General features: G+C 41.0%; 10 protein-coding genes and 1 pseudogene. 3 read left to right on the top strand and 8 right to left on the bottom strand.

Annotation, left to right across the window (positions count from 1 at the left end):
* Nucleotides 1-79: 79 nt before the first annotated feature.
* Nucleotides 80-571, bottom strand: a complete 492-nt coding sequence (locus V7K36_RS16320) for a hypothetical protein (RefSeq protein WP_335117394.1) — start codon at nucleotides 569-571, stop codon at nucleotides 80-82.
* A 337-nt stretch (nucleotides 572-908) separates the two neighbouring features.
* On the opposite strand from V7K36_RS16320, the gene V7K36_RS16315 reads away from it, so the two are divergent.
* From V7K36_RS16315 to V7K36_RS16305, 3 genes are read left to right on the top strand one after another with little or no spacing between them, the layout of a single operon-like run.
* Entirely contained in the window at nucleotides 909-1,607 is a 699-nt protein-coding gene (locus tag V7K36_RS16315; protein WP_335117392.1) for a hypothetical protein, read from the top strand.
* A 38-nt stretch (nucleotides 1,608-1,645) separates the two neighbouring features.
* On the top strand, nucleotides 1,646-3,562 hold the full coding sequence (locus V7K36_RS16310; RefSeq protein ID WP_335117390.1) for a hypothetical protein: 1,917 nt from the start codon (nucleotides 1,646-1,648) through the stop codon (nucleotides 3,560-3,562).
* A gap of 10 nt (nucleotides 3,563-3,572) precedes the next feature.
* Complete coding sequence (locus tag V7K36_RS16305) at nucleotides 3,573-4,946, top strand: DUF1802 family protein (protein ID WP_335117388.1); 1,374 nt, start codon at nucleotides 3,573-3,575, stop codon at nucleotides 4,944-4,946.
* A 487-nt stretch (nucleotides 4,947-5,433) separates the two neighbouring features.
* Here the strand turns inward: V7K36_RS16305 and V7K36_RS16300 are convergent.
* From V7K36_RS16300 to V7K36_RS16270, 7 genes and pseudogenes are all read right to left on the bottom strand, one after another.
* Nucleotides 5,434-5,688, bottom strand: a pseudogene (locus V7K36_RS16300) (aspartyl protease); the annotation flags it as partial.
* Nucleotides 5,685-6,002, bottom strand: coding sequence for a hypothetical protein (locus V7K36_RS16295; RefSeq protein WP_335117386.1), 318 nt, complete (start codon nucleotides 6,000-6,002; stop codon nucleotides 5,685-5,687). The gene V7K36_RS16295 and the pseudogene V7K36_RS16300, both read right to left, overlap by 4 nt.
* Before the next feature lie 408 nt (nucleotides 6,003-6,410).
* Nucleotides 6,411-7,700, bottom strand: coding sequence for a Glu/Leu/Phe/Val family dehydrogenase (locus V7K36_RS16290; RefSeq protein ID WP_335117384.1), 1,290 nt, complete (start codon nucleotides 7,698-7,700; stop codon nucleotides 6,411-6,413).
* Between the two features lie 203 nt (nucleotides 7,701-7,903).
* Nucleotides 7,904-10,027: an O-linked N-acetylglucosamine transferase, SPINDLY family protein gene (locus V7K36_RS16285; RefSeq protein WP_335117382.1), complete on the bottom strand. Its 2,124-nt coding sequence runs from the start codon at nucleotides 10,025-10,027 to the stop codon at nucleotides 7,904-7,906.
* Nucleotides 10,028-10,171: 144 nt separating this feature from the next.
* Nucleotides 10,172-11,317, bottom strand: coding sequence for a beta-ketoacyl-ACP synthase (locus V7K36_RS16280; protein WP_335117380.1), 1,146 nt, complete (start codon nucleotides 11,315-11,317; stop codon nucleotides 10,172-10,174).
* Between the two features lie 86 nt (nucleotides 11,318-11,403).
* The gene (locus V7K36_RS16275; RefSeq protein WP_334827678.1) at nucleotides 11,404-12,204 is read right to left on the bottom strand and encodes a peptidylprolyl isomerase; all 801 of its coding nucleotides are present in this window, start codon (nucleotides 12,202-12,204) and stop codon (nucleotides 11,404-11,406) included.
* A 165-nt stretch (nucleotides 12,205-12,369) separates the two neighbouring features.
* Nucleotides 12,370-12,939: a photosystem I assembly protein Ycf4 gene (locus V7K36_RS16270; protein ID WP_334827680.1), complete on the bottom strand. Its 570-nt coding sequence runs from the start codon at nucleotides 12,937-12,939 to the stop codon at nucleotides 12,370-12,372.
* Nucleotides 12,940-13,680 lie beyond the last annotated feature (741 nt).

Below are 13,680 nucleotides of genomic sequence, written 5' to 3'. Positions count from 1 at the left end.
TAAGTTCGTGTTTGGGACGTGCGCGATCGGCGTTATCCTCCGGGAAACCCGCTTTAGATTTACACACGCTTCACTGAATCTAGAGTGCTGGAGCTGCGGATGAAGTTATGCCAGTTAGATCGCGACCTGTGGTATTCCTGTTATAGCCTTGGAATTGCCGATACTGTTGCGCCTCAGATTCCGGTACTCGAATTCCTTCTGCTGGTGGAGTTACCCAGTGAGCGCGATGTTCAGCATCACGGTAGTATACACGTCCATTCTTGGAAAGATAGTACTTACCTTGCGCTCCTTCTTGTGAAGCATTCTTATGCTGGTTGTAGAGGTAGTAAAGTCCCGCAGCACCTGCCAAAAGTGCAACTTTTTGCCCTGTACCCAAGCCCTTCTTAGCTTCAGGCTGGTTTGTGCGATCGCTGACTGTTCTACCAGCACTATCATCAACAGGTGGTGGTGTTGAAGCGTTTCGTGAACCGCCTCCGCAGCTACTCAGCAAGGGTACCATTAGCACTGCTGAAAGCAGCACTGCAAATAGACGCGAAACTATTTTACGTTCTTTATATATTGTTGTGTTCATGGGATTTCATCATCACCTGTATTTGCTAAAAGCCTTGCTGTTGCAAAAACAAAGTTGGAATTCCTGTTATTTCGCCTGGAATTGAAAAAACATATACCACTCAATTTACAACAGCACAGCTACACTGTTTCACCATGATCATGATCGATTTTCTCAAGTATTCCATCCCGCCTTTGAGAGAACTGTATTCATCCCCAGGAAATATTTTCTGAATTTTTGATGAATCAATTTAGCTGAAACGCCGAAATATTCAGCAATTTCTCGGTTATTTTTTCGGAGTAAATAAATTAAAAAGATACAGTCGCTACAATAAAATTTGTCACAAAATACACTCAATATGACATCACAAAATACAGCCCAAACTATAACTCGTCTCCTTTTGGCTTTGTGGGATTTGGGAGGAACGCGGCAGGAAGTTAAGAAAGGTCAATTCACTAGGCGAATTGTATCCAAAAGCCAGAAGTTAGCAGATTATCAGGGCATATTCGACGAATTACAGAGCCAGGGTGCGATCGCAATCTCCAAAAAGGGATACTCTTTGACATCTGGTAAGGGTTTAGAGGTATTGGGTGAGGGTTTGAGAAGTGGTGATTTTAAATTTAAAGGGACGATTGTCGGAACTTGGGCGGCGAATGCGTTGGTGAAGTGGATTAGTCAGATTGATGTGGCGGAAAATGGTGCATATGTACTAGTTAATGGGAAGAGTGCGATCGCCGAGCTTTCCGTTCGCGTAGCGTCTCGAAGAGAAGAAATCGCATCTTACGACGAGTTTAAGTCAGTGACTTTGGAAGTCTACGACAAGTTGAACTATGAATACAACTTTAATAATCTGGTGCCAATTTATCGTATCAGGAGAGCAATAGGCGATCGCGTTAATCGTACAGAGTTTAATGATTGGCTGCTGGAAACGCAAGCCGACGACATTTTGCAACTGCAAGGCGGGAGTGTAGAAGACAGCGCACCCGACAAAATTGAAGATTCGGTAGCTACAGAATTAGATGGATTACGCTGCTACGCCACACGCCTGAAACCTTAAACCTTATTTGACTCTTCACACATTAACTTGACAACGCTATGACTGTCACCACATCTACCATTGATGATCTGATTAAAAATCAAAATCCATTTGCAGGCCATATTGTCGTCAGACCGCAACAAATCTGGGGTAAAAGTTTTCCTGATGTTCTCTCGATTAATGCTCATGCGTCCAATGCAGTTTTTGATGCTGTTGAAAAAGTCCGTAAAGGAAAACGTGAAACTGTAGGTATCACAATTACAGCAGAAAAAGGGTTAGGTAAAAGCCATATTATTAGTCGGATTCGCCACCGATTACAGACAGAAGATAGTAGCTTATTTATCTATATGAGTAAGTATGATAACTTGAATCAAATTAAGTCTCAATTTCTGCAAAGTGTCGCCTCTAGTCTTAGAGCTTTTGGTAGTCAAGAAGTAATGCAATGGCAGGAAATTGCAGCAGCTTTAATTAACGAAGTAAAGCAATGGAACTATACGCCACAACAGTATATTAATATGTATCCAGGTTGGTTAAGCAAACACTCAACTAAGGCGATAGTTCATTTTACAGAAAGTGTTCTGAAAATCAAGCCTGAAATAACCAACCCTTATATCGTAAAAGCAATTTTATGGACACTTTCTCCAGTCCATATTAATTATGCAAGCTATTGGTTATCTGGTTTGGAATTAGCACAATCACAAGCTGAAGCAATGGGGTTGCCAAATCCTAAAAGCGAGGATAGAGAAGCTGAAGCATTAAGCATTGTTCGTCAAATTCTAGATATCACTAGCTATTACAGAGTTCCAGTCATTTGTTTTGACGAATTAGATATTGCAGATGCTGCTGATAATGGATTTATGGCAGCACAAGTTATTGCAAACTTAGTTAAGGATTTATATAACAGTCTCAAACAAGGTGTTTTACTGTTAGCAATGTATCCTCGTACCTGGGAAGACCAAATCAAGGCTTTACCAGAAGCGGAAGCAGTTGTTGATAGATTAGTAAGTGATCAAGCTGACAGGCAACCAATTGCATTAAAATATCTAAATTCTGATGATATTGTGGCTCTAGTTAGTCAATGGTTACAAGATTTTTATGAGGAACATCAACAAACCCCACCTCATCCTCTCGACCCATTTAATGAAACTAAACTCAGAGAACTTGGTAAGAGTAGACCTACTGTTAGGTCAGTTTTGAAATGGTGTGCAGAGAATTTCGTACCTAATGAGCCTATTATTGATGATTCTACAAATTCAACAACAATAACTACGAATACTACAACTTCATGGACATCTACAACAATCCATCCAGTTAAAGCATACTTCAATAGTGAGTTAGCAAATGTAGAAGCTTCTATTGATTCATTAATGAAAGAAGAAGCAACAATTACAGATGCTCTTTTGCTTGCTTTCAATAATTTAATAGGTAAAACTTTAGAGGGAGTAACAATCGAATCAATTGAAGAAGTAGAGCCTAGTGCAGCAAATAATGGCTTTATGGATTTCAAAATTATCGGCAATAAGAGAAAAGTGAGGATTGGAGTAGATGTAGTTCAGCAAGACCGCACGGTTATAGGTGCTGCCTTGGGACGACTAATTGATTACAAAACATTTGATTTAACTCGCGGTTGCTTAGTGCGTTCAAAGAAAATTAGTCCAAATGCAGAATTAGCTAGAGAACGTTTGAGAATCCTGTTGGAAAAAAAAGGTGGAGAGTGGGTAGGCTTGCAAAGCCAAGATATTAAACCTCTGTTGGCGATATTATTCGTTTACTATAACCGTGAAAGTTACGATCTGACAGAAGAACAGATTTGTGAATTTATTGAGCAGAAAAAACTAGCAATAAGTAATCCTTTAATTCGGGAAATACTCAGCGATCCGTCTGGGCAAGAACCTACTAATTTAACTGATGATGGATTACCTATTAGTATTCCTAAAAGTGTTGCTAATGCTGATCATATCGACCTAAATCTATAGCTAACTAAAAATGAATCAGCAGTTTTCAATTCCAACAGCGCTGTGTCTATGCGTCTCTGATATTGAAGCCTTAATACAGGGGCGAACAATTGCAGCTTTACCCAGGATGTTTATTCGTCCAGGGCAGAGATTTGCACTTTATCCTACTGATTCTTCAGCTTTAATTAAAGTTTGGGCTAAATGTGAACTTTGCCAAATTTTAGACGAGACTAAACCATTAGATATTTTGTCTAAATTAACAATATGGACACCAAAAGTATTAAAAGAGATACTACGACAACAACAGTATATTTTCTTGGCTTACTTCCGTGTCTATCAGTTACCTCAGTTACAAGAAATATTAGTCAATCCCAACATTCAGGAAAAGCTAGGAAAATTTGTTAGTTTACCTAATTCTTTAACGGTTTCTGAAGAAAAGCCAATTTTAACCGATCGCATCTTCACCCAACGCAAACACCAATTAGAAAAACTAGAACCCGCGCTGCATCCTGAATTGGAAGAATTGCAGAGTGCGATCGCATCCCTAGCCATTAGCCAACCAGCAGCGAAACAATTAGACGACGATATCAAAGTGTTTTTAGGTTGGAGTAGTGATCAAGCAACAAATCCATTAGATTTAGACTTACTTTGGATTCAGAAAATTGCTGAAGTTGGGAACTCTAGCGACGGACATACTTTTGAAAAATTAGTGCGTAGAGGATTACTAAAATTAGGCTTTACAGGTTCAGGTTTGAATCCAGATGCAGTTGGTGGCGCAGGTGGCATGGATTTTTACGCTGAACAACCTTATCCAATAGTAGGAGAGTGCAAAGCAACTAAAACTGAAAAAGTTACTGATGGTACACCTGCACAGTTACTAAGAATAGGTATGAACCATCTTCGTAAAGTTCAGTATGAAAATTCAATTAAGTTAATTGTAGCCGCCGGAGAACTAAATTTTTACGCATTAAGAACAGCTACCGAAAATCAAATGAATGTAATTCGTCCTGAAACCTTACAAAAACTAGTTGAACTGCAAGCACACTACAAAAATTCTATCAATTTGTTAGAACTAAAAGATTGTTTACAACAAGCTCCTTTTGGTTTAGCTGAAGATAAACTTAATATTTATATCGATAAAGTTGAAGAATCTATAAAGTTGCGATCGCACATTATCCAGCTTGTCAAAAATTATCTACAAAACTCAGGTATAGAATCTGCTGGTGTTGAATCTCTACATGGTGCGTATTTCGGCTCACATCCACCACAGCCACTAAGAACAACAGAAATGCACGAAATTCTGATAGAACTTTCTTCACCATTAACAGGCTATTTAGGACGAATAAAAAGCAGTAATTTGAATAGCGATCGCTTTTACTTTCTCCGCGATTTACCTATTAACTAAAAATAGTACAATATATCTCTTTTCTTACCTTTGCATCCTTTGCGGTTCGTTTAAAAATAACTGAAACTGCGTAGGTATAGCCAGCCGTAGGCATCGCTTTTACTTTCAGGCTGATTGATTAATGAATCTAAAATAAGCTAGGAGATAATTAGAAGTAAACTAAAACACCAACTTATATCATGTCCGGGTAATTCGTTGTGATTCCCATAGTCATTGCACCCCACACGCCAGATGCTCCACTTGGGGAGACTCCTCTGAGCGCTGGCTCCCCTTAATCCCCTCCCCGCCGGCGGGGAACTCGGGGTCCCCTCTGGGGATTAGGGGCAGGGAGACAAAAGCATAGCTTTGGCGGGGTGGGGTTCTTCGGGTTTAATAAGCAATCAAGCGGACATGATATTACTCATCTGATTCTGCAAATAAAGATTCCAAATTTTGATAACCACTAACTACACGGACAATTTAAATTCCACTATTTATAACTCGATAAAATCTCATACTCCAGTCTATTCAATTGCACCTTACCTAAATACAAATCAAAAAATTTTTCGCCCTGTGCCGTTCGTAGTTCTTGACCACGAATAAATTGCCAGTCCAAACCATCTAAATCTTGTTTATTAATAGCTAAAAAGCCTGTGAACCCAGTATCTAACATAGTATCCACAGGCAGATTTAATCCATCAGATGTAATCAAATCAATTTCAAAAAATAGCTGCCCGTTGCTGCCAAAATACCCATATATTATATTGTGCCAGTGGCTCCAGTCTCATTCAAACAAAAGGTACAATGTACAGCATTTGGGTGCTTAGTGCGTGCCTTCTGGCTAGCTATTTCTATATCTTCATCAATGAAATAATTTCCACTATTTGGCTCTACTGCAATATACCAGCCATAATTTTTTTCGATATGTTCTGGACGCACACGCTCAAATATTGCACGACAAAGCTGATGAAATGCCTCTAGTTCAGCTTTGCGTCTAGCAAGTTCTTCTGGTGGTAAAGTGCGTTCTGGAAAGATTCTACCCGGACGTGCAAGTTGTTTTGCAGTTGATTCAGTCATAGTAATTACCCTGATTTTTTAATGCTGTCTTAACTTTATTTTACAGGAAGATAAAGGCGATCGTTTTTACTTTCTCCGTGATTTACCTATTAACGAAAGACAGTACAATATATCCCACATTCCGCAGTTAAATTAGTAGCATAATTAAACTATATTAAAAGAAAACCAAAATTAATTATCCACACGCTTAAATATTATTGAAAAGATATAGCAAACTTTGATATCAATATACGTCTAACAAAATGAAGTACGGAATGTGAGATAAAATTTATGTGTTGTAAAGATTTTTGGAAATGGTATGAGTTTTGATGTCGCAGCGATCGCTAAGTTATTGTAGGGGCACAATATAATATTGCACCCCTACGCATCTGGTCTATTTAATTAAAAACCACTGCATGTTCCTAAATCTTAAGGATAAAGACCTCTGTCAGTCAGTGCCTGAGCCACTCTACCTACCCCCAGTGTGTAAGCTGCTAACCTTAAAGAAATTTGCCTTACTTTCGACTGGTGAATCACCCGATGGTAAGCATTCACCATCAAATGTTCCATTTCTCTGTTAACGCGTTCCTCATCCCAAAATACGTAAGAAAGACCCTGCACCCACTCTAAATAACTCACCACTACACCGCCAGCATTGGCCAAGATGTCCGGTAGCACTGTCACACCCCGCGCCTCTAACGCCAAGTTAGCCTCAAGAGTAACGGGCCCATTAGCTGCTTCTGCGACAATTTGCGCCTGCACCTGATTCACATTTTCTTCAGTAATCTGGTTTTCTAAAGCTGCTGGTATTAAGACATCGCAGGATAAAGTTAATAAATCTGCATTGCTAATTGATACAGATTCTGAAAAACCCATAATACTCTTGCGATTTTCAGCAGCGTAGACTTTCAACTTGGGAATATCAAGACCAACATCGGAAAATACTCCTCCAGCACCAGTTGAAACAGCGATGATTTTCGCACCTGCTTCATATAGTAATTCTGCTGCGGCACAGCCAACGTTACCGAAACCCTGAATCACTACTCGCACTCCTACCAAGGATTTACTTTGCTCTGCTAACGCCTCACGCACAATAATCATCACACCACGTCCAGTTGCCATTTCTCGTCCTAGAGAACCACCAATAGAAAGGGGCTTCCCAGTTACAACTCCTGGTACAGCATGACCGACATTCACAGAGTAAGTGTCCATCATCCAAGCCATCTCACGGGCAGAAGTACCCATATCCGGTGCAGGAATATCTACAGCAGGTCCAATATCTTTAATCAACTCGCTGATATAACGGCGGCTGATTCGCTCTAATTCGCCAACACTATAGCGTTTTGGATCTATAGCAATGCCACCCTTACCACCACCGTAAGGAATTCCTAACAAGGCACATTTCCAAGTCATCAGCATTGCTAGAGCGGATACTTCCCGCAGTGTCACAGCTGGATGGTAACGAATTCCACCCTTGTAGGGGCCTAAGACATCGGAGTGTTGTACCCGATGTCCAGCGAGAACTTGAATTTCCCCATCATCTAGTTTTACCGGAATGGAAACCGTGACAACTTTACGCGGGTGGCTGAGGATTTCTAGCAAACCCTGATTTAAATTTAATTCTTTAGCTGCCGCTTCTAAGTAGCTACAGGCTTGGTCAAATGGACATATATGCGCTGGAGAATAGGGTTCTGGCAGCAACAGTGATTTTGAAATCATAAAACTTTCTCCTAATCACGGTATCTTTACGAACCGGATATTATCTATACTTAGCTTATCCTTTTTTTTAGGAAAAACAAGCATTTTGTAGTTTTTGTTACAGTTTTATTTTTTATATCCTGCTAGAGATACAAAGCAGTATGCGGACTAATAGACTTTTGGAAGTTCTTTACCGTTAGCAAGCAGTTACATAACACTTACGTTTAAGTGGGTTGATTCTCTCTCAAAGCGATCGCCTGCTTGATGAATGCTTCTAAGTTTTGGGTAGCAGTGGGATTGTCAAACAGAACCTTGATTGACAGTTTCATAGCTTCACGAACTGAGGATCGCCAATCAATATCTACGGCTAATCGCACTGCAACCTTAATATATTGCCAGGAATCATCTGCAATTGTTTCTGTTACACCGATAGCTTGCAAGAAACCATAGGAGTGACGTCCTCGCATAAACTCACCAGAACAAGTAACAATCGGTAAATGACAGGCGATCGCATCCAATGTTGTGTTTCCACCCACCCACTCAAAAGTATCTAAATAAATGTCTGCCAAAGAAAGCAAGTCAAAGTAATCTTCACGGGGTAGGACAGGAGAGAATACACAATAGTCAAGACTATCTAACCCTACAGCCGCAAATGCCCGTTTCAGACGTTCTTGAGAAATCCCAGAGCGAAGTAACATAAACTGAGCATTGGGAACTTGACGGGCAATTTCTGCATAAATGTAATCGTGCTGTGGTAGATATTTATAGGCAGCTTGACTAGAGATGTAGACGATCGCATCTTCTCGTAATCCAAAAAATAATCGGTTTAGGCGAACTGAGTCAACTTTGATCGTAGGATAGGAAATCCCAACACCAGGCAAACGTACAAGGCTTTCGGTGTAGTGATCTTGCCCATTCACAGGCTCCATCAGTTCGCTGGATAAGAAATAATCAATGGTGGGCAGTCCAGAAGTTACAGGTTGCCCCCAAGCCATACATTGAATCGGTGCTAAACGGAGTCCAGCAATACATAGTGTTGTGGCATCCATTCCTAATTCTGGAAAAATTAACACATCAAGGTGATCGTCAATAACTTGTTGACAAACCTGTTCTAAATTATTCGGCAAATGATAGAACTTTGTACTATGGGACTGAAATAATTGAGTAACAGCATCAATTTGATGCCCTATATGATATGAATAAATTTCAAATTTTTGATTATCTGCATATTTAAGCCAGTTTAAGAACAAAACTGTTCCGCTCCAGCTACACAAAAAATAGGAAAGATAGCCAATTTTAATTCGCTGATTGTTGCTAATAGAAGAAATCGGACGCACCTGACTCCATTGTGGATAATTTGCCGCCATAATTTGGTGTACTAGCCGTCCATATTGCTGCTGTAGTACCACATCATTCTTTGCCTGATATGCAAGAAAAAAGTTTGTATGATGGCTGATTCCTATTAAAGCTTTTTTCTGTTCATCAGGGCTATTCATTGTTATTTCTTGAATGAGTTTTTCTAGCCCATGCTGAAACCATGTCCGGTAGGTATCAATCTCTTCAGGAGTATGATAAATTTCTGGCAGTATAAGATGACTCAACATCTTAAATACGTAGTTTTCAGGAAACTTCTCCGTAACCTGTTGAGCGAAATTACGAGCTTCCAGATACTTCTGGCTTTGCTTTAAGCGAATAATCAACCAGAAGTAGAGTTCTTGTGCTTGAGGGCAATGGCTAATACCGTTCTGCAATGTTTGGATAGCCGCTTGCATCTGACCAGTTTTATACAAAACATCACTTAGCTTCAGATAATAGTCAATCTGGTGCGGACAACTGGCTAAATACTTGTTGTAATATGGGATAGCATTTTCAGGCGATTGACTGGCTGCGAAATATTCACCCCATCTGTGCCAAGATTCTAGCCGAGCCGCTTCATAAACAGTTTGCTTTTGAATTTCTGACAAATCACATCTGGGAACTTGGGCGATTTCTTGCTGCTCAATAATGTAGCGATCTTCGTTGTTAATTGGGATGCGAAAGTTAATTAATGATTTAATAACAGACCATTCTTGTGTGGTTAACTGACCCGTAAGCCCTACATTCAAGTCTTCAGAGATAGCCTCATCTAAGCTAAGTTTCAGAACTGTCTCAAAAAGCAATGAGTTAGCATTATCCTGTAGTTCATCTGATAAACTTTGGCTGTCAATTAGCAGTGTTATATCTTGTCTAGCTGGATGTGTGAAAAGAGTTCTGAGAACATTTATCAAGTCTTCGGCGATCGCTGTTTCTAAATTAGACCAGTCAGGAAAAATAATAAAATTAATATCTCTTAATTCATTAATTAACATAGCGTTGCAATGACTAATAGCAAGCTGCTTTGTGTATAGGCACTACTATATATGTTTTTACAGCAATGGCATCAGTAACCGAGATATTCTCACAGCTAACTTAAGGGCAGGGAACTAATGACAAATGATAACCCTCACAAGTTTTTATCTTGCTAATGCGATCGCAGCATTCTGTCCGCCAAAGCCAAAACTCAAACATAAGACCTGCCTAATTTTACTTAGACGTGCTGCTGTAACGATGGCTAACTCAAACTCTGGCTGCTGCAATCCTACACAAGGCGGTAGAATTTGATACTTTAATGCCATCAGAGAAAAAGCTAGACCTAAAGCTCCAGATGCTCCTAGTGTATGGCCTGTGCTTCCTTTGGTGGAACTAACCGCCACCTTTTGGGGAAACAAACGCTGGATTACCATGCTTTCTATGCGGTCATTTAGCTGAGTAGCTGTGCCATGAGCATGAATATAATCAATATCGGCTGGTGACAGACAACTACGTTCTAGACATTGTTTGATGGCAGCGATCGCACTTTTTCCCTCTGGGTCTGGTGAATTGGGATGATATGCGTCGTTAGTTAAGCCAAAACCGAGAATTTCACCATACACTTTTGCCTGACGCTGTTTTGCAAACTCTGCTGATTCTAAGACAAACACAGCTGCGCCTTCGCCTAATACTAAGCCTTCCCGGTACAAATCAAATGGATAAGCTCCAGTTTTCGCCAAAGCACCCATCTGCTGAAACCCTGCCAAAGTTAAGGGTGTAATCGGTGCTTCCACTGCGCCAGCTAGAGCCTGTTGACATTGCCCAGTTTGTATAAGTAAAGTTGCTTGGGCAATAGACCAAATTCCCGTTGCACAAGCTGCCATCGGTGCCAAAACCATCCCCGATGCACCGATTTGTCGCGCTGCTGCGATCGCATTCATCTGAGGTAATGTATCTAACCAATTTTTAAAAGATAACACCGGGAAATTCGCCGCGTCTCCATACATTTGCTTGGCCAACATCTCCCAAGACGCTTGATAAGAGCGACTCGATCCAATGACTACAGCACAATCAGCTAAAGGTGCAACTAACCCAGCATCTTGCAAAGCAGAAGCAACAACCATGTGAGTTAACATTGCCAACTCACATGGTTGTTGACCAATCAAACCTAGAGGAAGTGGTGTAAGTTCTGGAAATGGTTGATGTAATCGAATTCCAGATTTAGCTGCTAGCAAATTTCGCCAACTATCTTCTAAGCTTCCACCCAAAGCGGAAATTAAACCAATACCAGTGATACAAACCTTAACCAATTTGAATTTTGCGAGTGAGGAATCTTTCGCTATTCAAACATTCAATTCTTCATTTTGAATTTTGAATTTTGAATTGATTTCTCCTCCTATTGTCCCGGTATTTTCAGATTTTCAGCACCTTGGGTGACTTTAGCGGAGTCAATGCGATCGCCTTGCTGAATTTTGTTCACGACGTCAAAGCCTTGAGTGACATTGCCAAACACGGCGTAGTTACCATCTAAGAAGGCTAGATCGGCTAAAGCAAAGTAAAACTGGGCAGAAGCAGAGTCTGGTGGTTGCGATCGCGCCATCGCTACTGCACCCTGCTTATGGGGCAATACGACGGGTTGAGCAGTAGCATCAAATGGTTTATTGTAAATCGGAGTATCTGAACCTTTTGGCTTAACTTCTAAAGGTATATAACGAGCATTTCCCGTTTTTTGGTCAATATAACTACCTTCTCCCAGTTTATCTATTGGAACTTTCGGGTCTTTGCTTTTGGGATCGCCCCCTTGAACTACAAACGGTTGGGGTTCGCGTACAACTCGATGGAAAGCTAAACCATCGTACACGCCCTTTTGCACTAAATCTACGAAGTTGCCAGCTGTAATCGGAGCATCAGTGCCGTCTACTTCGATAGTAATCGGCGAGCCTTTAACCGTCATAACCACAGTAGCCTTGCCTTCGAGCCGTGGTAAATCTGTGATTCCAGGAATACTCTCACTACTAGTTTGAGATACAGATGTTGCTTCAGTAGTTGTCTTGGTGCTTGCCTCGCTTGTCGCCGAGGTAGCTGTCGAGCTTGGAGAAGACGTATTAGAAGCGACTTGCTGTGTTGAACATCCTCCCAACATCAAGGCACTGATAAGCACAAGAGAAAGCAAAAATTGTGAAATTTTTAACCGCATTGCCAGTTACTGATTCAACCAGAGTATCTTATCGTTTTGAGGGGCATTGGGCATTGGGCATTGGGCATTGATTATTCTCCTTGTCCCTCTTGTCCCTTGTCTCCCTGATCACCTCACTCCCCATTACCCCTTATCCCCAGAGGGGACCCCACCTTCCCCACTCCCTTACAGCCCTTCTAGTGACACTCCCAAGAAGCGGGCTAACTTTGCTCCTTCTGTTTCCAACTCTGTTAAGGATAACGGTTGTCCAACCCGTGTTAAGGGTATATCTCGCCGGCCTTTAACGCGTAGATAGAGTGCGCGAAGGGGATTAAGACCTTCTTTGACGGCTATTCGCACAGATTGCACATCTTCTATGCGGCTGTCAATCTCAATTCGGCGGTTTTTGCCAGGAAATCCCCAACGGAATATTTTGATTGTGCCAGTTTCCTGATTAAATTCGTTGTAACCGCCTCCTACATCCAATAAAATCACTACCCACAGGTATGTGGCTAATAGCAAGCCAGCAGTGCCATATAACCCCATCACCAATCCTTGGGGGACAAATATCAGTTGAGTTGCATCGGTAACTATGAGTAAATTAACTTTTAAATAACTGGATATCCCAGCCAATAAAAAGCCGCTTGCTCCCAAGGTAACGATAGTTGCCCACCAGTAGTTACTGAAGCGACGAGAACCGAGAACATTTTGATGCAAGAGGCGATCGCCTTTGTTAATCGTTGTTGATGCCGTCATTGAACTACCATTGCCCGTGAAATACTAGCACACTGAATGTTTTTACATTGAGTGGTGGCTTTGTGTGCATTTCATTTTACCAAAGATTGTTGACAAAACTCAACTGCGGCCTTCGCTGCTGCTACCCATATAATAATTTGTTAAGGCAGGTTAGATAATTTCTTTACTCAATGACTGATAAAAATTCTTTCTCAATCTACCCCTCTGCCATTCTTATCCCCTCTCTCTGCCTCTTTTTGAACTCTTGGGAATGAGTTACCTACCTACGTCCATCGGCACTAAATTTTTTCAGATTTCTGAGAAAACTTGTGTCAAATTGTAAAAATTCTGATATTTATATTATTTATGAGGTTCGTGTTTCATATCCTGATTTGCTTGTTGTGTATCAGGCAAAACCCGGACTAGTGTGATAAATTAAGAATCATTAAGTTACCACAAGCTGGATTACTAGCCGATGGTACGTGTAATGTCATAACCCTGAGAAATGGTGACTTCACTGGTCGGCAAGCTCTCAGAATCTCAGTTGCTTTCAGGCTGTTGAGATTGTCAAAAAAAACGTTAATTCCTCACGGGAGTCGGTTACACTAGCTCTCCGTACTGCCTTAGAAACGTTGCAATTTTAGTAAAAAAAGAGGATTTTAGTCCGATGACCATCGCAGTTGGACGCGCCCCCAGTAGAGGGTGGTTTGACGTTCTAGACGACTGGCTCAAGCGCGATCGCTTCGTATTCGTAGGTTGGTC

Source organism: Nostoc sp., from assembly GCF_036919555.1.
In the GTDB taxonomy this organism is placed as follows: Bacteria; Cyanobacteriota; Cyanobacteriia; order Cyanobacteriales; family Nostocaceae; genus Nostoc.
This window is presented reverse-complemented; position numbering and strand designations above follow the sequence as displayed.